Consider the following 24,394-nt stretch of genomic DNA (forward strand, 5'->3'; position numbering starts at 1 on the left):
GCACGGAAACCTAACTCACAGGGTTACGCGCGGGTAGCGGATGTGACCACCCGGACTCAGATCGCGGGCAGCTCGAGGTCGTGACGCTGGCGGCGCACCTTGGTGGCGAGGTACGCCGCATTGGTCTCGTTCAGGTGCACGCCGGTCGGCACGCGGGCCGCCACCTCGACGCCCAGGGCGCGCAGCTGCTCGACCTTGTCCGGGTTGTTGGTGAGCAGCGCGACGCGACCCACACCGAGCGCGCCGAGCATCTGGGCGGCCACCGTGTAGTCGCGCTCGTCGGCCCCGAACCCGAGCGCCAGGTTGGCGTCGTAGGTGTCCAGGCCCTCGTCCTGGAGGGCGTAGGCGTCGAGCTTGGCGTACAGGCCGATCCCGCGGCCCTCCTGGCGGAGGTACAGGAGGAGGCCGCCGACCGCCGCCACCCGCTCGACGGACTCGCGCAGCTGGGGTCCGCAGTCGCAGCGGTCGGATCCGAAGACGTCGCCGGTCAGGCACTCGCTGTGCACGCGCACCAGGGTCGGGGCGTCGTCGCGACGGCTGGCGAGGCGGCGCTCACCGAGCCGGAACGCCAGGTGCTCGCCGCCGTCCACGAGGCCGTCGAAGGTGAACGCCCGCGCGCGCGCCGCGAAGCCGTCGCCGAAGCGCAGCGGGATGTCGACCTGGGTACGGATGGCAGCGGGTCTCATTCAGTCCTCATATCGGTCCGAGAGTGCGTAGCGGAGCAGCACGACGTCGCCCATCCGCTGGACGTTGGCGAGCGTGGCGCGGCGGTCCTTGTTCCAGGGGAAGCGGCCGTCCTCGACGAACCTCGGCGCCCGCGAGTCTCCGACGAAGAAGGGCGCCACGACCAGGTGCAGCTCGTCCGCGAGACCCGCGGTCAGGAACTGGGTGTGGATGGTGCCGCCGCCCTCGACCATCAGCCGGCGCATGCCTCGGGCGTGCAGGTCCTCGACCAGCGCCCGCATCCGCACCCTGGGGCCGCCGTCGACGACCGTGGCCACGCCGCCCAGGCGGCGGCGTGCCTCGTCGTACGCCGGCCGGGCGCAGTACACGAGCTTGTCGCTGTCCCCGGTGGCGAAGAACCGGGCCTCGGGGTCCAGCCGGGCGCCGGCCGTGACCGTCACCTTGGCCGGCGAGGCGGGCAGGCCGCGCGACGTGCGCTCCTCGCGGCAGGCGCGGCTGCGCACCAGCAGGCGCGGGTTGTCCTGGCGGACCGTCCGCGCCCCCACCAGGATCGCGTCGCTCGCCGCGCGCACGCTGTCGACCCGCTCGAGGTCGGCGTCGTTGGACAGCAGGAGCCGCTTGCTCGAGGCGTTGTCGAGGTAGCCGTCGATCGAGATGCCGCAGCTCAGCAGGATGTAGGGGCGGTCAGCCACGGGCGCCCACCTCCTCACGCGCGGGCTCCGCGGCCGGGGCACGGCGGGCCAGCAGCAGCACGACGCCGGGCAGCATCGCGGCGAGCGAGAGGACGCCGTACGCCGTCGCGACGGCCGTCCCCGTCGCGGCACCGAGCCCCACGAGCGCGAAGACCCAGGCGGCCGCGCCCTCGCGCGGACCCCAGCCGGCGACGTTCGCGGGGATGGCCGCCGCGACCAGCACCACGAACGCCAGGGCCGCGAGCAGGCCGTCGACCGCGTCCACCCCGACCGCGTGCGCGGCGACGAAGAAGACCGCCGCGTGGCCGACCGCCGCCAGGGCCGACAGCCCGAGGACGGTGGGCACGACCTCGACCTCCAGCCAGCCCCTCTCGGTCATCACGAGCACGAGGACCGCCAGCACCAGGATCGCAGCGGCCGCACCGGCGGCGAGCACGAACGTGGACGGCGCGAGGTTGGCGGGCCAGGCGACCAGCACGACCAGCACCCCGACCGCGACCTGGACCGCCTGCCCGACGACCCGCTCGACCACGACCGACCGGACGGCGCGGTGCGCCACGGCCCGGTGCACGTCGCCGACGATGCCGCCGGGGAGTACGGAGTTGATCAGCTGCGAGCGGTAGTACGCCGCCACGGCCTGCCGCGTCGTGAGGTCGGTCCCGGACGAACGGGCGACCAGCCGCCAGCGCTCGGCCGAGCAGAGCGTCGTCCCGGCGACCAGCACGAGCGCCGCCGCGATGGACCCCGGCCCGACCGCCCTCAGTCCCTCCACGAAGGGATGGGTACCCACGCGCCACACGAGTACACCCAGCACGGCCGCACCTCCGGCGACGCGCACCAGGGGCCAGATCCGTCCGGTCATGGCACCTCCCTGCCCTGCCCTACGGCGCGAGGTCCGGACCGGTTCAGCGGCCGACCGACTCCAGCACGGCGGCCAGCTCGGTGGCGGTGCGGTCCCACCCGTCCAGCGAGCCCCGGCGGTCGACGGCGCGAGCCCGCAGCGCCCGGCGTACGGCCGCATCGGTGAGCCACGACCGCAGCGCGGCGGCGAGCGCGCCCGGGTCGTCGGCGGGGACCAGCAGGCCGGGGAGCGGGGTCCCCAGCGCCTCCCGTACCCCGCCCACGTCGGAGGCGAAGACCGGGACACCGCGGGCGAGGGCCTCAGAGGCGACCATCCCGTAGGTCTCGTGCCGCGAGGGCAGGACGACCAGGTCGGCGGCGGCGTACGCCGCGGAGAGCGCCGGCCCGGTGAGCGCGCCGGCCAGGGTGACCCGGTCGTCGAGGCCGGCGCCGTGCAGGGTCGACCAGAGCGCGGTGGCGTGGTCGGGGTCCACGGACGCGCCGACGAGGGTCCAGGTCCAGGTCAGGTCGGCCAGCGACGTGAGCGCGGCCACCAGCACGTCGTGCCCCTTGACCGGCGTGATCGAGCCGACCGAGAGCAGTCGGTGCCCCGACCGGGATCCCTCGGCCAGGGTGCCCTTGTCCGTGCCCGGCGTGACGATGTGGAGCCGGTCGCCCGGCAGGTCGTAGGCGGACGCCAGCCAGTCGCGCGTCCACCGGCTGGTGCACACCACCGCCGCGGCCGCCGCCAGCGCCCGCGCCTCCGGGACCTCCGCCTCGGGTCCGGGCGAGCCCGGCAGGGGCAGCCCGACGGGCAGGTGCACGAGCACGACGAGCCGCAGCCGGTCCTCGGCCGCCGTCAGCGCGTCCGGGGCCACCGACCCGACCATCCCGTCCACCACCACGGTCGACCCCGCAGGAAGGCCCGTCAGGACGTCGTCGAGCGACTCAGCGCTCGTCTCGTGGACGCTGACCTCGCGGCCCAGCGCCTGCAGCGCGGCGGCCACCCGGACGTCGTACACGTTGCCTCCGCTCGGTCGAGCGGGGTCCGAGAGCCCGGTCGGGCCGACCAGGTGCAGAACGCTCACGTGCCGCTCATCGGGGCGCGAGGGTCCGTTCGAAGCTCGCCCACGCGACGTGGGACTCGTGCAGCGTGACCACGATCTTCTCCAGGCCGCCGACCGCGGCGGGTCCGAGCTCTCCCGACCGCACCCGCTCGGCCAGCCGGTCGGCCACCACGCGCGCGAGCATCTCGGTCGAGGTGTTCTGGCCGGCGAAGTCGTCCTCGTCGTCGAGGTTGCGGTAGTTCAGCCGCGCCAGCACGTCGGCCAGCAGCGTCGTGGCCCTGCCGATGTCGACGAGCAGCCCGTCGTCGTCCAGGCGCGGACCGCTGAACGACGCGTCGACGACGTACGTCGCACCGTGCAGCCGCTGCGCCGGGCCGAACACCTCGCCCCGGAACGAGTGGGCCACCATCATGTGGTCGCGCACGGTGACGGTGAACATCAGCACCCCTCGTAGGTGATCGTGTGGCACAGCGCCGGCACGGAGCCGTCGGCCAGCTTCGGCAACAGGTCGGGCAGCTCCCCGAAGGGCGACTCCCCGGTCAGCAGCACGTCGAAGGCCGGATCATCCAGCAGGTCGAGGGCGAGTGCCAAGCGATCGGCCGTCGTGCGGCGGCCCCGGCGACCGGCGGCCACCGCGCCGACCTGGCTGGCCCGCAGCCCGAGCCGCCGCGCGTGGAACGAGCCGCCGAGCGACACGGTCACGGGGCTGTCGCCGTACCAGCTCAGCTCCAGCACCTCGCCGTCCGGCGCCAGCAGGTCCAGCGCCGTCTGCAGGCCCGCGGAGGTCGCCGAGGCGTGCACGACCAGGTCCAGGTCCCCGACGGCGCCGGCCGGGGACGCGAACGACGCTCCCAGCGCCGTCGCCACCGGGGCCCGTGAGGCGTCCACGTCGACCAGGGTCACCTCGACGCCGGGCATCCGGGCGAGCAGCCGCGCGACACAGCAGCCGACCATCCCGGCGCCGACCACGGCCACCCGGTCGCCCACGAACGGCCGGGCGTCCCACAGCGCGTTGACCGCGGTCTCGACGGTCCCGGCCAGCACGGCTCGCGCGGCCGGCACGCCCTCGGGGACGACGGTGACCGCCGCGGCCGGCACGACGTACTCCGTCTGGTGCGGGTGGAGGCAGAACACGGTCCGGCCGACCAGCGACGCCGGCCCCTCCTCGACGACGCCCACGTTGAGGTAGCCGTACTTCACCGGACCGGGGAACTCCCCCTCCTGGAAGGGCGCCCGCATCGCGGCGTACTGGCTCTCGGGCACACCGCCCCGGAAGACCAGGAGCTCCGTCCCCCGGCTGACGCCGGAGACCAGCGAGCGGACCCGCACGTCCTCGGGCCTGCGGGGCGGCAGCGGCGCCGGCCGGATCTCGCCCCGGCCCGGCTCGACGACCCAGAAGGCGCTGGCCCGCTCCTCGGCCACCCGTCACCTCCTGAACCCGGCCGTGAACCCGGCCACGCACACGCTCGTAAGTCCGAACGTAGCGATGTCCGGTCGTCCAGCACTACGGAGGTGACGTGACCGACGTTCATCGGTGGGGCCCCGCCAACGCGGTCACCGCCGTGCGCGCCCTGCTGACGGTCGTGCTGGCGGTCCTCGTCGTCCGCAGTGCCTCGCCGACGCTCGTGACGGCGCTGGCGGCCGTCGCCCTGGCCACCGACGCGGTCGACGGGCGGGTCGCTCGTCGTACCGGCACGGTGTCCGGGTTCGGGGCGCGCTTCGACATGGAGACCGACGCCGCCCTGCTGCTCGTGCTCAGCGGGTACGTCGCGCGGGACCTCGGCCTGTGGGTGCTGGCGATCGGGCTGGCGAGGTACGTGTTCGTGGCCGCCAAGCTGCCGCTGCCCTGGCTGCGCGGACAGGCGCCGTACCGGGCGTGGTGCAAGTGGGTGGCCGCGATCCAGGGCATCGCGCTGCTCGTCGCGGCGAGCGGCCTCCTCCCCGACCGCGTGGCCACCGCCGCCCTGCTGGGCGCCCTCGCGCTGCTGACCGAGTCCTTCGCCCACGAGGCCTGGGACCTGTGGCGCACGCGGCAGCCGCACCGGTCCGTACCCCGCGTCGCCGCGCTCACCGGCCTGCTGTCCGTCCTCGTCGTCTGGGCGGTCCTGGTGGCCCCGACCAGCATCGGCACGCTCTCCCCGGCGGCGTTCCTGCGCATCCCGCTCGAGGGGCTGGTCCTGATCGGGCTGGTGCTCGTCCTCCCCCCTCGGCTCGCGACCTGGGTGGTCGGCGCGGCGGGCGTCGTCCTGGGCGTCCTGACCCTGCTCAAGGTCCTCGACATCGGCATCTCGGTGGCCTTTGCTCGGCCGTTCGACCTGATCGGCGACCCGGTCTACGCCGGCGCCGGCATCAGCTTCCTGCGCGACGCCCTCGGCACGCCCAACGCCTACACCGTCTCGGCCCTCGCGATCCTGCTGATGGCCGGCGTCCTGGTGCTCGTGCCGTACGCCGTTGACCGCGCGGCCCGCTTCACCCGCCGCCACCGCCCGGTCGCCGGGCGGGTGGTGCTCGTGCTCGCCCTCGTCTGGGCCGTCGGCGCCGTCGCCGGCGTCCGCGTCGGTGCCGGCGAGCGGCTCGCCGCCGCGACCGACGTCCACCTCGCCGCCCACCACGTCGAGCTGGTCCGCGCCAACCTCCGTGAGCGCGCCGAGCTGTCGCGGGCGATCGCCGTCGACAGGTACGCGGACGTGCCGGGCTCGCGTCTCTTGCGGGCGCTGCGGGGCAAGGACGTGCTGCTGGTCTTCGTCGAGAGCTACGGCAAGGTGGCGCTCGACGGGCTGCCGACCTCGCCGCAGCTGCGCGACAGCGTGGACGGGTACTCCCGCCGGCTCGACCGCGCCGGGTTCGGCTCGCGCAGCGGCTGGCTGACGTCGCCGACGTTCGGGGCGATGAGCTGGTTCGCGCACTCGACGCTTCAGTCGGGGCTCTGGATCGACAACCAGAGCACCTACGACCTGCTGATCCAGCGCGACCGGCTCACGCTGAGCAGCGCGTTCCTGAAGGCCGGCTGGCGGTCGGTGGGCGTGATCCCCGCCGACACCGAGCCGTGGCCCGAGGGCGTCGACTTCTACCGGTGGCAGCACCTCTGGGACTCCACCAACATGAGCTACGAGGGTCCACGCTTCGGCTACGGGCGGATGCCCGACCAGTTCGCCCTCCACGCGTTCGACGACCTCGAGCTCGACCGGCCCGGCCGCGGCCCGCTGATGGCGGAGATCGACCTCGAGTCCAGCCACAACCCGTGGGTCCCGCTGCCCCGGATGATCGACCCGGCCGACCTCGGCGACGGCTCGGCGTTCGACGGCATGCAGGACGAGGGCCCCCAGCGCGAGGAGACCTGGCGTTCGGCGGACCTGGTCAAGGCGGCGTACGTCCGCTCCCTGCAGTACTCCCTCGACGCGCTCACCTCGTTCGTCGAGCAGAACCAGGACGACGACCTGGTCGTCATCACCCTCGGCGACCACTGGCCCGTCACGACCGTCTCCGGCACCACCGGCGGCCACGCCGTCCCCATCAGCGTCATCGCCCGCGACCCGAAGGTGCTGCGCGCCATCGACGGCTGGCACTGGGACCACGGCCTGCGTCCCACCGACGCCGCACCCGAGTGGCGGATGGACAGCTTCCGCGACCGGTTCCTGGGTGCGTTCAGCGGGTAGGACGCCTCGTCAGAGCTTCAGCCGCAGGATCGGCGTGCCGTGGTCGCTCTGGACCTCGACCTTGGTCATGTCGGCGAGCTGGATCCCCGTGAATCCCGGGATCAGCTTGGGCGGATCGCCGGGAGCCGCCCACCAGTCCGTCACCCAGCGCGACCCCCCGTCGCGGGTGAAGGCGACGAGCACGTAGTGGTAGGCGTGCCCGGTGCTCGCGCTCTCGTCCGGGTAGGTGCAGTTCACCTGGACGTTGGTCCCGCCGTCCTCGGAGGTGAGCGACACCTGGGCGGCCATGCCCCAGTCCTCGACGACCTTCATCTCCCGGAACGGCGCGACGCTGGGTGAGGCGGTCGTCGGCACGGCCTCGGGAGACCGTCCGTCGTCCTGGTTCGCCTGGAACGCTGCCGCGCCGACCGCCACGGCCGCGACGGCGGCCGCGGCGCCGAGGGACAGCAGGACCGTGCGACGGCGCTGCTCCCTCCTCACCCGCGCCACGAGGGCGGGCAGCACGGCCGGCGGGACCGGGTCCTCCGGTGCGGGGTCCTCGACGGCCGAGACCGGCACCCGGCCCAGCAGGCCGGGAACGCCGGCGAGCTGCGCGACCGACCGACGGCAGGGCTCGCAGGTGGGCAGGTGGCGCTCGTACTCGAGCCGCTCCATGGGCGAGAGGGCGCCGAGGACGTACGCCGCGTCGGAGTGCGCCAGCAGGCACGCGGTCTGCTCGGGACGCTCGCCGGGGCTCATGCGGTCACCCCCATCTCCTCGAGGGCCAGGCGCAGGGCTCGCAGGGCGTAGTGCGTGCGGGACTTCACGGTTCCTTCGGGGATGTCGAGGTCACGGGCGGCGTCGGCGACCGACATGCCGCGGTAGTAGCAGCGCAGCAGCACGGCGCGGTGGTCCTCGCTGAGCCTGGCGATGGCGTCGGCGACCACCCAGGAGAGCAGCAGCTGGTCGGTGTGGTCGCGGGCGCCCTGGGAGCCGTCCGGCTCGGGCGGCTCGGCGACGGTGAGCTCGGTCCGGCCCCGCTTGGTGCGCCACTCGTCGATGGCCAGGTTGCGCGCGACGGTGAACAGCCACGAGCGCACCGACCCCCGCGACTCGTCGAGCAGCCGCGAGCTCCGCCACGCCCGCAGCAACGTCTCCTGGAGGAGGTCCTCGGCGCGCGGCCGGTCGTGGCCGGTGAGCCGGAGGCAGTAGCCCCAGAGCGCGCCCGCGTGCTCGTCGTGCAGCTGCTGCATCAACGCCACGGCACCGGGTGTCTCGGCCACGTCACCTCCTCGTCCCACAACACGATGACAGGAAGGATTTGGTTCAGAGCTGATGAAGCGTCCGCCGCGGCCATCGCGTCTTGGAACGAGGGAGCGAGGGAGCCGGGGCACAGCCTGGAGACGACTGGGGCCAGCGACCGAGCGGAGGCGCGAAAGACGCGATGCCGTAGCCGCGGCGGACAGCCCGAGCGGAGCGAGGGCAATGGGCTCAGTCCTGCACCGCCTTGGCGACGGTGAAGCACATGGTCAGGTAGTCGTCGTCCGGATCCCCGTCGATGACGGCCCACGACGCGTTGTGGATCATCCGGACGACGACCCAGTCCCGCGCCCGGTCCTCGTCGAGACCCGCGACGTCGACCAGGGTGTGGAACCGGCGGCGCAGGTTCGAGCGGGCGTCCCCCGCCACGATGTCCTCCCAGCGGTTCCACAGCATCGGCGCGGGCTCGTAGTGCGGGTCGCCGCTCATCGGCTTCGGGTCGATCACCAGCCACGGCTCGCGGTCCCCGGCCAGCACGTTCATGTGGTGGAGGTCGCCGTGGATGATGCGGCCGACCGAGGCCGGGTCCGCCACCAGGTCACGGGCCAGCGACACGCACTGCTCGCGCATCCGTCGCGGGATCGGCACGTCGTTCGGCAGGGCGACGAGGTCGTCGGTCCACCGCTCGACGTACGACGTCAACGTGCGCAGCTGCGGAAGCGCCGGGACGTGGATCCGTCCGTACAGCCCGGCGACGATCTCGCAGGCCTCGGTGTCGCCGACCGTCAGCAGGTCGCGCGTGTGCAGCCGCTCCAGGAGCAGTGCCCAGCGGCGTGGGTCGGCCCGGAGCAGGAGCACGGTGCCGTCGCCGTGCCAGCGCTGGAGGGCCAGCGCCTCGAACTCGGACTCGTCGGCGTCGGCGTCGGTGTGCAGCTTGAGCGCGGCCCGCTCGCCGTCCGCCGTGACCACCGGGACCACCAGCGAGCAGAAGCCGTTCATCAGGGCGCCGTCGACGGTCAGGTCCCACTCGTCGAGCAGCCCCGTGGCCAGAGCCGGGAGCCCATCCACCCAGGCGGCCCAGTCCTCGCCGCGGTCGCGCATGTCCAGCACGGCCTGGGGCAGCCGCAGCGTCACGGCGCCGTGCCCAGGAGCCAGCGGTCCGGCGGGATGTGCGGCTTGCCGGGGACCGGCCGGGCCTCCTCGGTCGCGTCGCGCAGCACCTCGTCGCCGAGCCGTCGCCAGAACTTCGCCGCCCGCACGTTGTCGTTCTGGAAGGCGATCTCCCAGGGCCCGGGGTGGGCCCGCACCACGTGCTCGGCGAACGCGCGCGCGTGCCCGGCGCCCCGGGCTGCGCGCACGACGAAGAACTCGCCCATCAGCCGGGTGTCGCCCCTGAGTCCGCGCACGAGCGCGAAGCCGATGGGCCGGTCACCCAGCCGCGCGAGGTAGCCGATCCGGTCCTCGTCGTCGCGGTCGTACCACCCGAGGTGACCGCGCCGGTACGTGCCGTCCGGCCCGGGCGTCGTACCGCGGAACTCGGACAGGTCGTGGACGTACGGCTGCCAGAGGCGCTCGACCACCTGCCAGTCGGCGTCGTCGGCCGCGACGTCGACGTGGAACGGCCACAGCCAGCCGACGACCAGGTCCGCGAGCCCCTCGGGCAGCAGCCCCATCAGGTCGAGGTCCTGCGGGCTCGCCCACATCGGGTGGTGCTGGTTCGAGTCGTCCTGGTGCTCGGCCTCCTCGCCGCCGAGCACCGGCTCGCCCTCGACCCCTTCCATCCGGAAGTACCAGGCGGGCCGTCCTCCGTGGTCACCCTCGAGCAGCAGCTCGACGACCCTGCCGTCGAGTGAGCACTCCTCCTTCAGCTCGCGTACGACGGCCTGCTCGGGCGTCTCCCCGTCCTCGACGCCACCGCCGGGCAGCACGGCGTAGTCGCGGCCGTCGAGGTGGCGGCGGATCACCAGGACCTTGCCGCTGCGCTCGACGACGGCGACGGCCCGCGGGACGGGGCTCGAGAGAGGCTCGCGAGGCACCCGTCGGATGCTACGGCGCGGGCGGTGGGGTGATCGGGTCGGGGAAGTCCAGGCCGGGTGCCTGGGCGATCGCCTCGGTCTGGGCGTCGGTCAGGACGCGCAGCCGCTGCCCGTCCCGGACCTCTGTCGCGGTGACCTGCTCGATCACGTCGACGAAACGGCCGTCCGCTCGCTGCAGCATGCTCTGGAACCAGATCTCGTCGGTCGGGTCACCGATCCCGTGGTGGTCGGTGACGACCTGCCCGCTGGTGAGCCCGCTCGACTCACCCGGGATCGGCACGCTCACGTAGACGAGGAGCTCGACCTTCGGCGCGAGGTCGTAGACCAGCTGCCACTCGGTCGCGTTCGCGACGTCGGCGTCGGGCAGCGGGGTGTCGCGCGACCAGTCGCTCGGGTACACGTCCCGCGGCGCCGGCAGCGACGGGTCCGCGGCCGCCACGGCCGCCGCCAGGTCGGTGTCGACGGTCGTGCCGGGGACGAAGGTGCCGTCGTCGGCCGGGCCGTGGTGGGCCGGCGCCACGGTGCGCGGCTCGTCGTCGCCGAGGCGGGGCAGCGCGACCGCCGAGGCCGCGACGGCGGCCACGGCGAGCGAGCCCACGGCGTACGCCGTGACGCGACGCCGACGGCGCACCCGGCGCCCACCGGCGATCGCGGCGGCCACGTCGGCCTCGGGGACGGTGGTGGTCGCGCGGTCGAACCGGTCTCGCACCTGCTGCTCGATCGTCATGGGTTCCCTCCTGCGGTCTCCCCTGCTTGCTGGGCCGGCGACAGCAGGGCCTCCAGGCGCACCAGCGCGCGGGACGCCTGGCTCTTGACCGTCCCCTCGGGGAGGTCGAGCGCCGCGGCCACCTCGCGCACCGGCAGGTCCTCGAGGTAGCGCAGGGCGAGCACCGCACGGTCGCGGACCGAGAGTCGAGCCAGGGCGTCCATCAGGTCCACGGACTCCTGTCCGTCGCCCGTCGCACCCTCCGGCACCCGGTCGGTGACCACCTCGCGTCGCCGCTTGCGCGAGATGCCGATGCAGGTGTTCACCAGGGCCCGCCGCCCGTAGGCGTCGGGGTGTCCGCCCCGGATCCGCGGCCAGCGTGCGTACAGCTCGGTCAGCGTGGTCTGCACGGCGTCCTCCGCCGCCGGCCAGCTGCCGAGCATGGCGTACGCCGCCCGCATGAACGAGCGCTGCCGCGCGGTGACGTACTCGACGTACTCCGCCTCCCACGCGGGTGCCCCACCCGTCAGCCGCGCCATCCGTGAGACCTCTCCTCGAGAGCTGCTGTCACCCGTCCAGAGTCGGCAGCGGGGTGATCGGTTCCACGCTCGTCCAGGAAATCCATGCCTGGTCGGGCGGGTGGTCTACTTCTTGCCGGACTTGTCCGTGGCGGGGCTGGTGGAGAGCGCGGCGATGAAGGCTTCCTGGGGGACCTCGACGCGGCCGACCATCTTCATCCGCTTCTTGCCCTCCTTCTGCTTCTCCAGCAGCTTGCGCTTGCGGGTGATGTCGCCGCCGTAGCACTTGGCGAGCACGTCCTTGCGCATCGCCCGGATCGTCTCGCGGGCGATCACGCGGGCGCCGACCGCGGCCTGGATCGGCACCTCGAACTGCTGGCGCGGGATGAGGTCCTTGAGCTTGCCGGCCAGCATCACCCCGTAGGAGTACGCCGCGTCGCGGTGCACGATCGCGGAGAAGGCGTCGACGGGCTCGCCCTGCAGCAGGATGTCGACCTTCACCAGGTCGGCCGCCTGGTCGCCGGAGCGCTCGTAGTCCAGCGAGGCGTACCCCTTGGTGCGCGACTTCAGCTGGTCGAAGAAGTCGAAGACGATCTCGCCCATGGGCAGCGTGTAGCGCATCTCGACGCGGTCCTCGGAGAGGTAGTCCATGCCGCCGAGCTGGCCGCGCTTGGACTGGCAGAGCTCCATGATCGTGCCGATGTACTCGGCCGGGCTGAGGATCGTCGCCTTGACGACCGGCTCCCGGACCTCGGCGATCTTGCCGTCGCTCGGGTACTCGCTCGGGTTGGTCACCTCGATGACCTTGCCGTCCTCCATCACCACCTCGTAGACGACGTTGGGGGCCGTCGAGATGAGGTCGAGGTCGAACTCGCGCTCGAGCCGCTCGCGGACGATCTCCATGTGCAGCAGGCCGAGGAAGCCGCAGCGGAAGCCGAAGCCCAGGGCGCCGGACGTCTCCGGCTCGTAGGCCAGGGCCGCGTCGTTGAGCTGCAGGCGCTCGAGCGCGTCGCGCAGGTCGGAGTAGTCGTCGCCGTCGATCGGGTAGAGGCCGGAGTAGACCATCGGGTTCGGGTGCTTGTAGCCGCCGAGCGCCTCGGTCGCCCCGTGGTGCTGGCTGGTGACGGTGTCACCGACGCGGGACTGACGGACGTCCTTCACGCCGGTGATCAGGTAGCCGACCTCGCCGACGCCGATACGAGTGGCCTTGATGGGCTCCGGGCTGATCACGCCGACCTCGAGCATCTCGTGGACCGCGCCGGTCGACATCATCTTGATCCGGTCGCGGTGGCTGAGGTGGCCGTCGATGACCCGCACGTAGGTGACCACGCCGCGGTAGGTGTCGTACACCGAGTCGAAGATCAGGGCCCGCGCGGGCGCGTCGGCGGCGCCGACGGGGGCGGGCGTCTGCTTGACGATCTCGTTGAGGAGCTGGACGACACCGTCCCCCGTCTTGGCGGAGGTGAGCAGCACGTCGGAGACGTCGCAGCCGATGATGCCCGCGAGCTCCGCGGCGTACTTCTCGGGGTTCGCCGAGGGCAGGTCGATCTTGTTCAGCACCGGGATGATGTGCAGGTCGGCGCCGAGGGCGAGGTACAGGTTGGCGAGGGTCTGCGCCTCGATGCCCTGGGCCGCGTCGACGAGCAGGACGGCGGCCTCGCAGGCCTCGAGGCTGCGGGACACCTCGTAGGTGAAGTCCACGTGCCCCGGGGTGTCGATCATGTTCAGCACGTACGTGCCGGGCTCGGCGCCCTGCTCGTTGCCGGCCGGGACGGTCCACGGCATGCGGACGGCCTGGCTCTTGATCGTGATGCCGCGCTCACGCTCGATGTCCATGCGGTCGAGGTACTGCGCCCGGGCGCTGCGCTCGTCCACGACACCGGTCAGCTGCAGCATCCGGTCGGCCAGCGTCGACTTGCCGTGGTCGATGTGGGCGATGATGCAGAAGTTGCGGATCAGCGCGGGGTCGGTGCTGCCCGGCGCAGGCGCGGACGGCGTGGTGGGCGAGGGCACGAGCCATTCTCCCAAACCACGCCCGGCAGACGTGAAACGGCGGGGACCCTGGGGTCCCCGCCGTCAGTGCTCAGGGTGGTCGTGAACCTCACCGGGTCTCGAGACGCGTCGCGCAGCCCGTCGCAGGCTCCGGGCTACGCCGAGCGCTCCTCGACCTGGCGCTTCATCTCGACTCTCGCAAGCTCGAGTCGAGCGCGCTCAGAACTGGGTGCCGCTGTTGTCGGCGTCGCGAGGCGGCTGGACCGACATCCCGTGCTGGCCCTCGCCGTCGGCGTCACGCGGAGGCTGGATCTGGTACCGGACGTGGCCCTCGACGTCGTCCTCGAGGAGGCCGGCCTTGTCGGACTTCTTGGGGGCTTCGACGTCCTCGATCTGCCGGAGCATCATCTTCTCGTCGTCGAGGTGGACCGAGAGACGGTGAGCCTCGACGTCGTCGGTCTCGATGGCCTGGTTGTCGGCCTGCTGCTCGTTCATCGACCTGCTCCTTCGCTCTGGTCCGGTGGTCCGGCTGTTCCGGTTACTCCGGTTGTTGGTGTGGACACTGCTCCTGCTGCCGCGCTCGGTCTGTCATCTACCTGACACAACGACGAATCGATCACCCCCGCACACTGTTGTCGCTGGCGGCGTGCAGCACCGCCTTGACCTGGAACGGCGTCAGCCACGGGTGCTTGCTGCGCATCAGCGCCACCATCCCACTGACGTGCGGCGCTGCGAAGCTGTTTCCGGTCGCCGTGATCGACCCCCGACCGGTCCAGGCGACGTCGACGTCGATCCCCCGGGCCCCGAACTCGACCGGCGGGTGCGCGTTGTAGGCCAGGGCGAGCTGGTCCGCACCGGGACGGGCGGCCACGGAGACCACGGAGGAGTACTGGGAGGGGTACGTCGGGCCGGGCAGGTTGTTGGCCGCGCACACCAGCACGGTGCCGGAGAAGTACGCCTGGTCGGCGACCGCGTGCAACGGCGCGAACATCGCCTCCGCCTTGCTGGAGAGCGACAGGTTGGTGACGTGCATGCCCTGCTCGACGCTCCACTCGATGCCCGCGTGCAGCAGGGCGCCACGGCCCTTCAGGTTCGCGCCCAGCACCCGCGCGCTGTAGATCTCGACGTCCGGCGCGATGGACCGGATGATCGCCGCGCAGGCCGTGCCGTGGCCGACCAGGTCCTCGTGGGGGCCGGGCACCTCGACATAGCCGTGCTCGGCCTGGTCGTCGAGCACGAACGCCACTCCGCCCGCGACCCCGCCCACCCGCGGGTGGTCGCCGTCGACCCCGCTGTCCACGACCGCGACCTTCACCCCGGCGCCCGTGCTGCCCTCGAAGGCCCAGCTGCGGACCTGCTCGAGCGGGAGGGTGAGGACGGACTGCAGGCTCCCGCGGTCGAAGGCGCCGGACCAGGCAGGAGTGGTGGTCACGTCGGACGAGCCGCCAGCCACTCGCGGACGACGCGGAGCACGTCGTGGCCGAGGTCGGCGTACCCGTCGGCGCCGGGGTCGGCGACCCTCGCACCGACGACGAGGAGGGCCATGTGGCTGGCGAGGGTGCCGAGCACGTGCAGCGTCCAGTCGCTGGCCTCGTCGACGGAGGGGTCGAGCACCGACGTCACGCCGATGACCTCGCCCTCGGGCGTCACCAGCGGGGCCGCGAGGATCGCCGACGGCACGTAGTTGGTAGCCTCGGCCACGTCGCGGGCGAAGCGGGCGTCGCTCTGCACGTCGCGGACGGCGATGGGCTGCCCGGACATCGCGGCCCAGCCTCCGATGCCGCGGCCGACCGGGATGGTCACGCCGACGATCTCCGCCGCACCGGCCCCGTCGGCGACGACGTAGGTCAGCGTCTCGCCCTCGTCGTCGACCAGGGCCACCGAGCAGGCCGCCGCGGCGAACAGTGCGCGCGTCGCCTGCACGGACCGTCCGAGCACATCCTCGAGTCCCGCCACGCCCCTGCTTCCCCCACGCGTCGATGTCGCCGACACGCTACCCGCCGTGTCGTGTTTCCCGCAGCGCCCAGCGGGGTGTTTGACTGCGAGCGTGGAGATGCCCGCCCTGCTGCGCTCCTTGCCTGACGCCGACGCGAAGCGGCTGCTCAAGGCCAGCCGGGTCAACACCTACAAGCGCCGCGAGACGCTGGTCAACGAGGGTGACCCGTCCGACAGCTTCCACATCGTGCTCGACGGCCACGTCGCGGTCCGGCTGACCAAGCCCTCGGGCGAGACCGCGATCGTCAACATCCTCGGTCCGGACTCGCACTTCGGCGAGGTGTCGCTGCTGAACGTCAACGCCGGCGAGCGCACCGCGACCGTCGTGGCGCTCGAGGCGGTGCGGACCCTCAGCATCCCGGCCGACGTCTTCCACGAGCTGCGCGACCGCAACCCGCGGATGGAGCGCCTGGTCACCCAGATCCTGGTCCAGCGCGTGGACGAGCTGTCCGGCCTGCTGGTCGAGGCGATGTACGACTCGCTCGAGGTCCGCGTCGTACGCCGCGTGGTGCGCCTCGCCGAGACGTACCCCACCCGCAACGGCCACGTGACCATCCCGCTCACCCAGGACGAGCTCGCGGAGCTGGTCGGCGGCACCCGCCCGTCGGTCAACCAGGTGCTGCGCCGGCTGGTCGACCAGGGCCTGCTCCAGGTCGGTCGCGGACGGATCATCGTCAACGACATCGCCTCGCTGCGGCGACAGGCGCCCTAGGCACGGCTGGCGCGTTCTCGGCCGGTCCTGCTAGGAAGGACGGCGGCCTTCCGGCCGACCCTTCTCGGGGTTCCGCTAGCCAGCCGTCTGTGCTGGAGCAAGGAACGGTTCCATGGACCACGCCTCCACCCGTCGTACCCGCGCGCACTCGCGCCTCTCCTGGGCGGTGCTGCTCGCCGTCCTGGCCGCCCTGGCGGCCACGCTGCTCGGCCCCGCGTCGCCGGCCAGCGCGGTCACCAAGCTCACCGATGCGCAGGCCGCGTCGCAGCTGTCGGCCGCGGGCATCACCCGCACGTCCAGCGGCGGCTGCACGAACCGCAACGTCAGCACCTGCACGTCGTACGAGCAGATCAACCAGTCCACGGTGAGCGGGATCATCACCTACAAGAACGCCAGCGGCTGCGCGGTGAACATCACCGGCGGTACCGAGGTGGGCCACGCGTCCGGCACCTACAGCCACTACAACGGCTACAAGGTCGACATCTCGCGCTCGACGTGCAACGACAGCTGGATCACCGGCCACTACAGCTACATCGGGCTGCGTGGCGACGGGTACCCGCAGTACCAGGCCGCCTCCGGCAACGTCTACGTCAACGAGGGCAGCCACTGGGACATCACCTACTACACGTGCGGCTGTTGAGCGCTCGAGAAGAAGCGAACGATCGAGCAGGCTCGGCGCCGTCTCGACATCCGGTGAGGTGAAAGTCCTCCCTTGAGGGAGGATCGACCCCGTGCCGACCGCCATCCCCACGACGATCCCGCACGGGCGCACCGCCCGGCGGCTGACCTGGCCGCACCTGCCGCCCGCCGTGCGCGACCTCGTCGAGCAGCGGTGCGGCTCCCCGGTCGTGGACGCCCGGTCGCAGGGTGCCGGGTTCACGCCCGGCTTCGCGTCGGTGCTGACCTGCGAGGACGGCACCCGGCACTTCGTGAAGGCCGCGTCCGCCAAGGCCCAGCGGCAGTTCGCCGAGTCCTACCGCGAGGAGGCACGCAAGCTGCTGGCCCTCCCGTCCGGGATCCCGGCCGCCCGCCTCCTGTGGCTCGAGGACGGCGACTGGGTGGTGCTCGGGCTCGAGTACGTCGAGGCGCACACGCCCCACCGACCCTGGCGACGCTCGGAGCTCGACGCGGCACTGGACGCCCTCGAGGTCGTGGCCGAGGTGCTGACCCCCGTGCCGGCCACACTGGACCTGGACACCACGGCCCAGGAGTTCGACGGTTGGCCGTCGTACTGGGAGCACGTTGCGACCACTCGGCCGGAGCTCGGCCACCTCGAGGAGGCGGCGGCGCTGGCGGGGCGCTACGCCGAGGTGATGGCGGGCGACACGCTCATCCACATGGACGTCCGCGACGACAACGTCCTCGTCCGTCCGGACGGCACCGCCGTCCTGTGCGACTGGAACTGGCCGATCCGCGGCGCTTCGTGGATCGACTCCCTCATCGCCCTGATCGGCCCCCGCGGCGACGGCCTCGACGTCGAGCAGGTCCTGTCCGAGCGACCGCTGACCCGGGACGTCCCACGAGACGACATCGACGTCGTGCTTGCGCTGGTGACGGGGTACTTCTACAAGGTCTGCGACGACCCGGTGCCGGCGACCTCGCCGCACATCCGGGACCACCAGCGCTGGCAGGGTGACGTGGTGTGGCAGTGGCTCTGCGAGCGGCGCGGCTGGTGAGCCCGCACGCGGTCGGCGTCCGGGCGCCCTGGGTCGCGATGCCCGACCAGGTCCGGTCCTGGGTGGCCGACGCACTCGGCTCGCCGGTCGTCGAGGCCCGCGACCAGCTCGGCGGCATGTCGCCCGGCTGCGCCACCCGGCTGGTGTGCGCGGACGGCACCCGGGCGTTCGTCAAGGCCGTGGGCCTCGAGCTGAACCCGGTGACGCCGATCCTCTTCCGCCGCGAGGCCACGGTCCTCTCGCTCATCGGGTCGCACGAGCTGTGGGCCGACCTGCTCGCGTCATACGACGACGGCACGTGGGTCGCGATCCTGCTCGAGGACGTGGAGGGCCGGCACCCCGACCTCGACGACGACGCGACCATGGACCTGCTCCTCCACGAGACCGAACGGCTGGGCCAGGTGCTGTCCGAGCGGGTGCCGGACCCGCCCGCCCCGGATCCGGACAACGGCGGCCTGGCCGACCTGCGCCGGCAGTTCCACGCCTGGGCCGACGCCGTCGGCCGGGCGGAGGAGGTCCCGCCCGAGCTGCTGCCCGACTGGGTCCGCCGCGACACCACGACCTGGGAGCCCCTGGTCCGCGGCCTGGCCGAGCACGACGTGCGCCTGGTCAACTTCGACATCCGCAACGACAACCTCCTCGAGCGGCCCACCGGTGAGCTGGTCTTCCTCGACTGGGGAGGTACGTCGGTCGGGCCGGGCTGGGTGGACCCGCTGCTGGCCCGCCTCGAGCGGATCGAGGACCCCTGGTTCGACGCCTCCCTGGCGTCCTCCCCCGAGCTGTCCGCGGCCGGCGACCTGGCGGTCGACGCCTGGCTGGTGGGGTTCGCGACCTTCCTCGCCTGGAGGGCGTCGACGGCCGTGGACGTGAACCTGCCGACCCTCAACGACTTCCGCATCAGCGTGTCCCGTAGCCTGCTGGTCGGCGCCGAGCGCCGGCTGGGCCTCTCCTGACCTGCGGCTTTGCCGATTTTTGCCGCTCGGAGGACCTCCGGTATCGTGGCCCTTCGCGTGTGCGCCCTCCGGTGCGGCGCCGCCCATCGTCTTCACATCCTGTCCAGTCACGACCGAACGAGGCTCATTCAGTGGCGAACATCAAGTCCCAGATCAAGCGGATCAAGCAGAACGAGAAGCGTCACCAGCGCAACAAGGCCGTCAAGTCCGGCCTGAAGACCGCGGTGCGCAAGTTCCGCGAGGCCGCTGACGCCGGTGAGAAGGACCAGGCCGTCACCCTCGGCCAGGACGCTGCGAAGAAGCTCGACAAGGCCGCCTCCAAGGGCGTCATCCACAAGAACCAGGCCGCGAACCGCAAGTCGGCCATCGCCAAGCGCTCCGCGTCGCTCTGACGCCGCTCGCTCCAGCACTTCCCTGAGCCTTCGAGACGCCTCGTCCCTCGGCTCCTCAGTCCAAGCCGCCCGGTCACCCCGGGCGGCTTTGTCTTGTCCTACTCGGGCGCCGGCTCCCGCAGGCCGGTGATGGTCAGCACCAGCCGCTCGAGGGTGTACGACGCGTCGCTGGCCTTGCCCTTGATGTCGGCGTCCGCCTCGGCGACGGCGCGGATCGCCCGGGCGATCGCGGGGTCGGACCAGCCGCGGGACTGGTCCCGGATGGTGCGCAGCTTCCACGGCGGCACGCCCACCTCGCGAGCCAGGTCGGCCTCACGCATGCCGCGCGGTGCCGACTTGTAGCGGGCCACCCCACGGGCGGACCCGGCGAACGCCGAGGTGACCAGCACCGGGGCCGTCCCGCCGTCGATGGCCCACCGCAGCTCCTCCAGGGCCATCCGACGCCGGCCCCAGAACGCCGCGTCCGCCACGGCGAAGGACTTCGCCTCGGCGCGGCCCCCGAAGTACCTGCGGACCTTCTCCACCGTCAGCGGCTCGCCCGGGAAGTCGTTGGTGAGCTGGTCGGCCGCCGCCGCCAGCGACCGCAGGTCCTGCCCGACCGCGGAGACGAGGAACGCGGTCGCGTCCTTGTCGATGCTCGAGCCGTGGTGCCGCACCTCCTCGGCCACGAACCCGGGGAAGTCCGACCCCCGCAGCTCCTCGGACTTCACCTCCGTCACCGCGGACAGCTTGCGCAGCTTGGTGAGCACGCCGGAGCCCTTCGGGCCGCCGCCGTGGGCGAGCACCAGGGCCACGTCCTCGACCGGCTCCGCGGCGTACTCCAGGAGGCCGTCCACCGACTCGTCGGGGAGGTTCTCCAGCCCGCGCACCACCACGCACCGCGTGCTCGAGAAGAGCGACGGAGCCGACATCTCCCCCAGCTCGGCCAGCGTCAGCCCCGACGCGTCCGTCTCGGAGACCTCGGCCTCGGCGTCGTGCCGGCGGACCGCGTCGCGCACGGCGGCGATGGTGCGCTCGTTGAGGAACTCCTCCTTGCCGGTCACCAGCGTGACCCGGCCCAGCACGTCCTCGGCCTTCGGGGCCCGCGTCGCTCGCCCGCTCATGCTTCTCGGGGTCCCCGCGGAGGCGTGAGCGCAGGAGCGAAGCGGGGGAGCGAGCGGCTTCGTGGGGTGTTCATGTCGCCGCAAGCCTGCCACAGCTCACCGACGTCCTCAGTCGGTCGTCACGGCGACCAGGCGCCCGTCCCGCACGGCCACCACGACGTCGCCGTCGCGGTCGGTCCGCAGGACGGTCGTGCCGTGAGCCGTCAGGTCGTCGAGCGTCCCGGCGGCCGGGTGACCGTAGTCGTTGTCGGCACCGACCGACACGACGGCCAGCCGGGCGTGCAACGAGTCGAGCCAGTCGAGGTCCTGGTAGCGGCTGCCGTGGTGCGGCACCTTCAGCACGTCGACGCGCAGTCCCGGGAGCAGCCGCGCCAGAGCCTGCTGGCCCTCGGGCTCGACGTCCCCGGTGAGCAGCAGGCGTACGCCGCCCACCTCGGCCAGCAGCACCACGCTCGCCTCGTTGGCCGTGCTGCCGTCGCCCGGCCCGGTGGTCGGCGAGTCCGGCGTCGGCCACAGCACCTGCAGCGTGACGTCGCCGACGGTCAGGGTCCGTCCGTACGTCGCCGGTTCCGGGGTCAGCCCGGCCGACCGGGCCGCCCCCGCCACCTCCGCGACGCCGCCCGGAGGGTCCGCCAACCGCGTCACCTCGACCTCGTGGACGTCGCGGTGCGACAACACTCCGGCGATGCCGTCGACGTGGTCGGCGTGGAAGTGGGTGAGCACGAGCAGCGGCACCTGCCCGACCCCGAGCCGCCGCAGACAGGCGTCCACCAGCCGCGGGTCGGGGCCGGAGTCCACGACCACGGCCGCACCCGGTCCGGCACGCAGGGCCAGGGCGTCACCCTGGCCGACGTCGCAGGCAGCGAACACCCAGCCGTCCGGCGGCCACCCGGGCGTCGGCGGCCCGAGCACCGTCACGGCGAGCAGCAGCACGCAGGCCGCGGCCCCGGTCGTGCGCCGGCGCAGCACCCACGGACCCGCCCAGAGCACCACGGCCGTCACCGCCACCACCAGCGTCAGCGACCACGCGGACGTGCCCCAGTCCAACGCCGCACCCGGAAGCCCGGCGCCGCGCTCGGCCACCTCGACGATCCAGGCCACGCACCAGGCGGCAGACGTCCCGACGAGCCGCCCGAGCGGCGGGACCAGCAGACCGACCAGACCACCCAGCAGCCCGAGCACCGTCGCCGGCCCGACCACCGGGGCCACCAGCAGGTTCGCCAGCACGGCGACCAGGCTGACCTGGCCCGAGAGTGCGGCGACCAGCGGTGTACAGGCGAGCTGGGCCGCGGCCGGCACCGCCACGGCCTCGGCCAGCCACCGCGGGAGCCACCGCGCCAGGGCGTCCCGCCATGCCGGAGCGACCAGCAGGATCCCCGCGGTCGCCAGCACGGACAACGCGAACCCGGCCGTCATCCCCAGCGGCGGATCGAGCAGCAGCAGCCCGACCACGGCCACCCCGAGACCGCGGACGCCGCGGTGCCAGCCACCGCGACCGAGCCCGACCAGGGCGACCGCGCCCATCGCCGCGGCCCTCAGCACGCTCGGTTCGGTGCGTGCGAGCAGCACGAAGCCGACGATCCCGGCCACGCCGACCAGACCCAGCCACCGGCCGCGCACGCCGGACCAGCGGGCCACGACGAGCAGGAACCCGACGACAAGGGTGAGGTTCGTGCCCGACACGGCCGTCAGGTGGGTGAGGCCGGTCGTCCGGAAGTCCTCCGTCAGCTCCTCCGGCATCCCGGCGTCGTCCCCGTCGACCAGGGCGGGCACCAGGGCGCGCTGGGCCTCGGGCCGCTGGGCCACCGAGTCGCGGATCGACGCCCGCAGCGCCTCGGTCGCCCGCCAGCCGACGCCGGCGCGTCCGAGCACCTCGGGAGGTCCGCGCGGCGTGACCAGCGCCGCCACGTCACCGTCGTCGGAGGTCCCGAGACGGCCGGTGAGCCGGACCCGCTCGCCCACGGCGACCCGGCGCCAGTCGGCGTCACCGAACACCAGCACCGGCTGGTGCCGCCCCACCGCTACCCGGACCAGGACCTGCGGCCCGAACCTCCCCTCCACGACGCGCGGGTCGCCCGCGACCGTGCCGGTCAAGGTCGCCACCGCGCGTGCCCGGGCCGCTTCCGCGACCGGCCCGTCCCGGACTGCCTGCGCCCGGGCCAGGGCCACGCCCAGCACGGCCGAGCAGACGACCACCATCCCGATCGCCGTCCACGCCGCCCGCCGCCACGCGATCGCGACCACGACCAGCGAGGCCAGGACCGTCGCCGCAACCGCCCACGGGGCTCCGGCCAGCAGCGAGCCCGCCCACGCCGCGAGCCCCAGCAGCGGCATGCGCAGGTCGGTGGGTCTCACAGCGTGAGGTAAGGGGTCAGCTGGGCCAGGGTCTTCTCGCCGATGCCGTCCACGTCGAGCAGCTGGTCGACGGAGGTGAAGGCGCCGTGCTCGGTGCGGTAGGCCAGGATCGCCTGCGCCGTCACGGGCCCGACCTCGGGCAGCGACTCGAGAGCCACCTGGTCGGCCGTGTTGAGGTTGACCATCGAGGCCGACGGTGCCGTCGAGCCCGCGGCCCCGGCGGCCACCCCGGGCGGCGGGTCGACGCCGACGACGATCTGCTCGCCGTCGACCAGCACGCGGGCCAGGTTGAGTGCCGTCAGGTCCACGCCCACGCGGGCGCCTCCCGCGGCCTTCAGTGCGTCGACCACGCGCGAGCCGGCGTCGAGCACGGCGATCCCCGGCCGCCGTACCTTCCCCGCGACGTCCACGGTGACGGTGCCATCCGCGGCCGCGGGCGACGCCGAGGAGGTGGCCTCGAGGCTGACCAGGCCGTGCGCGGGGGTGGACGCGTCGGGCACGGCCACCTCCGAGGACCGACCGCCCAACAGCCACCACCCCGCAGCGAGGAGCCCCGTGAGCGCGACGAGGGCGACGACCGTGAGCTGCGCCGGCCCCAGCGCCAGCCGTCCCCGTGACGCGTGCCGCCCGGGGGGCGCCACGGGGACCAGGGCAGGTGCGGCCACCACGCGGCCCGGACGTACTCGGGTGTGCGTCGGCTCGTCGGGGTCCCGCGTCGGGTCGGCGTCCACCCGGAAGCCGGACAGCTCCGCTCCCAGGAGCTCCAGCCGGCGCGCGACGGCCTGCTCGTGCGCGGCGCTGCGGCGCGACGGACGAGACCCCATGCCCGCGACGCTAGGCAGCGCGCGGGCCTCTCGCCACCGCCCTCGTCGGGACCTGTGGACAACCGCCTACGGCAGCAGCGGCGCGACGCAGACGGCGACCATGCCGGGGCCGACGTGGGCGCCGAGGACCGCGCCGACCTCGGTGCACCAGACCTCGCGCCCACCGAGGTTGTCGGCCAGCTCCTCACCCAGGCGCTCGGCCAGCTGCCCGGCACGGTCGTGGCTGGCCAGGTGCGCGACGCAGACGTCGACCTGCCGGTCCCCGGCGGCCTCCAGGACCAGCGCCTCGAGCCGGTTCAGGGCCTTGCCGGCGGTTCGTACCTTCTCGAGGTTGGCCACGCGGCCGTCCTCGATCTTGAGCAACGGCTTCACGGACAGGGCGCCGCCGAACAGCGCGGCCGCCGCACCGATGCGCCCCCCACGCCGCAGGTACTCCAGCGTGTCGACGTAGAACAGCGACGTCGCCGAGTCCGCGCGAGCGTGCGCGGCCTCCACGGCCTCCAGCGCCGAGCCGCCCGCGGCCACGACGTCGGCGGCCGAGAGCGCGGCGTACCCGGTCGCGACGCCCACCTGCCGGCTGTCGACCGCGTGCACGGCCACCGGCGCGTCCTTCGCGGCGAGCTGCGCGGACTCGAACGTCCCGCTCATCTGGCCGGACAGGTGGATCGAGACGACCTCGGTCGCACCGTCGGCCGCGGCCCGCTCGTACACCTCGAGCAGCGCGCTCGGCGTCGGCCGGGAGGTCGACACGGGCCGGAACTCGCGCAGCGCCTCGGCCACCATCGCCGGGGTTGCCCCAGGAGATGACCCGTCGGTGGCGCCGTCGGCCAGCACCTCGTCGTACACCTGCGCGCCGATCACCACCTGCAGCGGCACCACGAGGATGCCGCGCTCGGCGACGACCGCCGCGGGCAGGCTGGCCGTCGAGTCGGTGACCACGGCGACCGGCATGGA

26 protein-coding genes are annotated in these 24,394 nt (G+C 73.2%); 6 read left to right on the forward strand and 20 right to left on the reverse strand.

The annotated features are described in order from the left end of the window. Positions 1 to 56: 56 nt before the first annotated feature. The 6 genes from ISU07_RS00385 to ISU07_RS00410 are packed head-to-tail and all read right to left on the reverse strand — an operon-like array spanning position 57 to position 4,705. Entirely contained in the window at positions 57 to 686 is a 630-nt protein-coding gene (locus ISU07_RS00385) for a GTP cyclohydrolase II (RefSeq protein ID WP_194704781.1), read from the reverse strand. Then, entirely contained in the window at positions 687 to 1,376 is a 690-nt protein-coding gene (locus ISU07_RS00390) for a RibD family protein (protein ID WP_194704782.1), read from the reverse strand. Beyond that, positions 1,369 to 2,238 (reverse strand): lysylphosphatidylglycerol synthase domain-containing protein, encoded by an 870-nt coding sequence (locus ISU07_RS00395; RefSeq protein WP_194704783.1) that lies wholly within the window; start codon positions 2,236 to 2,238, stop codon positions 1,369 to 1,371. Before ISU07_RS00395 ends, ISU07_RS00390 begins: the two co-directional genes overlap by 8 nt. A 43-nt stretch (positions 2,239 to 2,281) precedes the next feature. After that, complete coding sequence (locus ISU07_RS00400) at positions 2,282 to 3,304, reverse strand: glycosyltransferase family 4 protein (protein ID WP_194704784.1); 1,023 nt, start codon at positions 3,302 to 3,304, stop codon at positions 2,282 to 2,284. 7 nt (positions 3,305 to 3,311) lie between these two features. Continuing rightward, positions 3,312 to 3,722, reverse strand: a complete 411-nt coding sequence (locus ISU07_RS00405) for a 6-pyruvoyl trahydropterin synthase family protein (RefSeq protein WP_194704785.1) — start codon at positions 3,720 to 3,722, stop codon at positions 3,312 to 3,314. Further along, complete coding sequence (locus ISU07_RS00410; RefSeq protein ID WP_194704786.1) at positions 3,722 to 4,705, reverse strand: zinc-dependent alcohol dehydrogenase; 984 nt, start codon at positions 4,703 to 4,705, stop codon at positions 3,722 to 3,724. Before ISU07_RS00410 ends, ISU07_RS00405 begins: the two co-directional genes overlap by 1 nt. A 95-nt stretch (positions 4,706 to 4,800) precedes the next feature. Here ISU07_RS00410 and ISU07_RS00415 point away from each other — a divergent pair, with 95 nt between their 5' ends. Beyond that, complete coding sequence (locus ISU07_RS00415; RefSeq protein WP_194704787.1) at positions 4,801 to 6,939, forward strand: CDP-alcohol phosphatidyltransferase family protein; 2,139 nt, start codon at positions 4,801 to 4,803, stop codon at positions 6,937 to 6,939. A gap of 9 nt (positions 6,940 to 6,948) precedes the next feature. Here the strand turns inward: ISU07_RS00415 and ISU07_RS00420 are convergent, their stop codons facing one another. The 10 genes from ISU07_RS00420 to ISU07_RS00470 form a co-directional block, all read right to left on the reverse strand. Beyond that, entirely contained in the window at positions 6,949 to 7,677 is a 729-nt protein-coding gene (locus tag ISU07_RS00420; RefSeq protein ID WP_194704788.1) for an anti-sigma factor family protein, read from the reverse strand. Further along, positions 7,674 to 8,201, reverse strand: a complete 528-nt coding sequence (locus ISU07_RS00425) for a sigma-70 family RNA polymerase sigma factor (RefSeq protein WP_323742337.1) — start codon at positions 8,199 to 8,201, stop codon at positions 7,674 to 7,676. Before ISU07_RS00425 ends, ISU07_RS00420 begins: the two co-directional genes overlap by 4 nt. A 208-nt stretch (positions 8,202 to 8,409) precedes the next feature. Beyond that, positions 8,410 to 9,312, reverse strand: coding sequence for an aminoglycoside phosphotransferase family protein (locus ISU07_RS00430; protein ID WP_323742338.1), 903 nt, complete (start codon positions 9,310 to 9,312; stop codon positions 8,410 to 8,412). Continuing rightward, positions 9,309 to 10,214 (reverse strand): GNAT family N-acetyltransferase, encoded by a 906-nt coding sequence (locus ISU07_RS24605; RefSeq protein ID WP_323742339.1) that lies wholly within the window; start codon positions 10,212 to 10,214, stop codon positions 9,309 to 9,311. The genes ISU07_RS00430 and ISU07_RS24605 overlap by 4 nt, the downstream gene beginning before the upstream one ends. A gap of 10 nt (positions 10,215 to 10,224) precedes the next feature. Further along, positions 10,225 to 10,941: a hypothetical protein gene (locus tag ISU07_RS00445; protein ID WP_194704789.1), complete on the reverse strand. Its 717-nt coding sequence runs from the start codon at positions 10,939 to 10,941 to the stop codon at positions 10,225 to 10,227. Next, positions 10,938 to 11,459 (reverse strand): SigE family RNA polymerase sigma factor, encoded by a 522-nt coding sequence (locus ISU07_RS00450; RefSeq protein WP_194704790.1) that lies wholly within the window; start codon positions 11,457 to 11,459, stop codon positions 10,938 to 10,940. Before ISU07_RS00450 ends, ISU07_RS00445 begins: the two co-directional genes overlap by 4 nt. A gap of 105 nt (positions 11,460 to 11,564) precedes the next feature. After that, on the reverse strand, positions 11,565 to 13,451 hold the full coding sequence (gene lepA / locus ISU07_RS00455; protein ID WP_194704791.1) for a translation elongation factor 4: 1,887 nt from the start codon (positions 13,449 to 13,451) through the stop codon (positions 11,565 to 11,567). A gap of 198 nt (positions 13,452 to 13,649) precedes the next feature. Continuing rightward, on the reverse strand, positions 13,650 to 13,925 hold the full coding sequence (locus tag ISU07_RS00460; RefSeq protein WP_194704792.1) for a hypothetical protein: 276 nt from the start codon (positions 13,923 to 13,925) through the stop codon (positions 13,650 to 13,652). A gap of 121 nt (positions 13,926 to 14,046) precedes the next feature. Beyond that, a complete protein-coding gene (locus tag ISU07_RS00465; protein WP_323742340.1) occupies positions 14,047 to 14,862 on the reverse strand; it encodes a S8 family serine peptidase in 816 nt (271 codons plus the stop codon). Continuing rightward, complete coding sequence (locus tag ISU07_RS00470) at positions 14,859 to 15,386, reverse strand: GAF domain-containing protein (protein ID WP_194704794.1); 528 nt, start codon at positions 15,384 to 15,386, stop codon at positions 14,859 to 14,861. The genes ISU07_RS00465 and ISU07_RS00470 overlap by 4 nt, the downstream gene beginning before the upstream one ends. Positions 15,387 to 15,483: 97 nt before the next feature. Here ISU07_RS00470 and ISU07_RS00475 point away from each other — a divergent pair, with 97 nt between their 5' ends. The 5 genes from ISU07_RS00475 (at position 15,484) to rpsT (ending at position 19,158) form a co-directional block, all read left to right on the forward strand. Then, entirely contained in the window at positions 15,484 to 16,137 is a 654-nt protein-coding gene (locus ISU07_RS00475; protein WP_228521143.1) for a Crp/Fnr family transcriptional regulator, read from the forward strand. Positions 16,138 to 16,249: 112 nt separating this feature from the next. Continuing rightward, positions 16,250 to 16,777 carry a hypothetical protein gene (locus ISU07_RS00480; protein WP_228521068.1) on the forward strand — a complete coding sequence of 176 codons (528 nt, stop codon included), beginning with the start codon at positions 16,250 to 16,252 and terminating at the stop codon, positions 16,775 to 16,777. Between the two features lie 91 nt (positions 16,778 to 16,868). Further along, positions 16,869 to 17,813 carry a phosphotransferase gene (locus tag ISU07_RS00485; RefSeq protein WP_194704796.1) on the forward strand — a complete coding sequence of 315 codons (945 nt, stop codon included), beginning with the start codon at positions 16,869 to 16,871 and terminating at the stop codon, positions 17,811 to 17,813. Next, a complete protein-coding gene (locus tag ISU07_RS00490) occupies positions 17,780 to 18,766 on the forward strand; it encodes a hypothetical protein (protein ID WP_194704797.1) in 987 nt (328 codons plus the stop codon). Before ISU07_RS00485 ends, ISU07_RS00490 begins: the two co-directional genes overlap by 34 nt. A 131-nt stretch (positions 18,767 to 18,897) precedes the next feature. Next, positions 18,898 to 19,158, forward strand: a complete 261-nt coding sequence (gene rpsT, locus ISU07_RS00495) for a 30S ribosomal protein S20 (RefSeq protein ID WP_194704798.1) — start codon at positions 18,898 to 18,900, stop codon at positions 19,156 to 19,158. A 98-nt stretch (positions 19,159 to 19,256) separates the two neighbouring features. Here rpsT and holA read toward each other — a convergent pair whose 3' ends face one another. The 4 genes from holA to ISU07_RS00515 form a co-directional block, all read right to left on the reverse strand. Next, a complete protein-coding gene (gene holA, locus ISU07_RS00500; RefSeq protein WP_194704799.1) occupies positions 19,257 to 20,261 on the reverse strand; it encodes a DNA polymerase III subunit delta in 1,005 nt (334 codons plus the stop codon). Between the two features lie 108 nt (positions 20,262 to 20,369). Further along, positions 20,370 to 22,616 carry a ComEC/Rec2 family competence protein gene (locus tag ISU07_RS00505; RefSeq protein WP_323742341.1) on the reverse strand — a complete coding sequence of 749 codons (2,247 nt, stop codon included), beginning with the start codon at positions 22,614 to 22,616 and terminating at the stop codon, positions 20,370 to 20,372. Continuing rightward, positions 22,613 to 23,440 (reverse strand): ComEA family DNA-binding protein, encoded by an 828-nt coding sequence (locus ISU07_RS00510; protein WP_194704800.1) that lies wholly within the window; start codon positions 23,438 to 23,440, stop codon positions 22,613 to 22,615. The genes ISU07_RS00505 and ISU07_RS00510 overlap by 4 nt, the downstream gene beginning before the upstream one ends. 66 nt (positions 23,441 to 23,506) lie before the next feature. After that, complete coding sequence (locus ISU07_RS00515) at positions 23,507 to 24,391, reverse strand: DegV family protein (RefSeq protein ID WP_194704801.1); 885 nt, start codon at positions 24,389 to 24,391, stop codon at positions 23,507 to 23,509. Positions 24,392 to 24,394 lie beyond the last annotated feature (3 nt).

Source organism: Nocardioides islandensis (genome assembly GCF_015352455.1).
GTDB lineage: Bacteria > Actinomycetota > Actinomycetes > Propionibacteriales > Nocardioidaceae > Nocardioides > Nocardioides islandensis.

Coding starts and splice junctions, on each gene's coding strand:
- ISU07_RS00480 (WP_228521068.1), top strand. CDS start 16,250: ATGGACCACGCCTCCACCCGTCGTACCCGCGCGCACTCGCGCCTCTCC.
- ISU07_RS00420 (WP_194704788.1), bottom strand. CDS start 7,677: ATGAGCCCCGGCGAGCGTCCCGAGCAGACCGCGTGCCTGCTGGCGCAC.
- ISU07_RS00515 (WP_194704801.1), bottom strand. CDS start 24,391: ATGCCGGTCGCCGTGGTCACCGACTCGACGGCCAGCCTGCCCGCGGCG.
- ISU07_RS00460 (WP_194704792.1), bottom strand. CDS start 13,925: ATGAACGAGCAGCAGGCCGACAACCAGGCCATCGAGACCGACGACGTC.
- ISU07_RS00450 (WP_194704790.1), bottom strand. CDS start 11,459: ATGGCGCGGCTGACGGGTGGGGCACCCGCGTGGGAGGCGGAGTACGTC.
- ISU07_RS00405 (WP_194704785.1), bottom strand. CDS start 3,722: ATGTTCACCGTCACCGTGCGCGACCACATGATGGTGGCCCACTCGTTC.
- ISU07_RS00395 (WP_194704783.1), bottom strand. CDS start 2,238: ATGACCGGACGGATCTGGCCCCTGGTGCGCGTCGCCGGAGGTGCGGCC.
- ISU07_RS00510 (WP_194704800.1), bottom strand. CDS start 23,440: ATGGGGTCTCGTCCGTCGCGCCGCAGCGCCGCGCACGAGCAGGCCGTC.
- ISU07_RS00475 (WP_228521143.1), top strand. CDS start 15,484: ATGCCCGCCCTGCTGCGCTCCTTGCCTGACGCCGACGCGAAGCGGCTG.
- ISU07_RS00385 (WP_194704781.1), bottom strand. CDS start 686: ATGAGACCCGCTGCCATCCGTACCCAGGTCGACATCCCGCTGCGCTTC.
- holA (WP_194704799.1), bottom strand. CDS start 20,261: ATGAGCGGGCGAGCGACGCGGGCCCCGAAGGCCGAGGACGTGCTGGGC.
- ISU07_RS00445 (WP_194704789.1), bottom strand. CDS start 10,941: ATGACGATCGAGCAGCAGGTGCGAGACCGGTTCGACCGCGCGACCACC.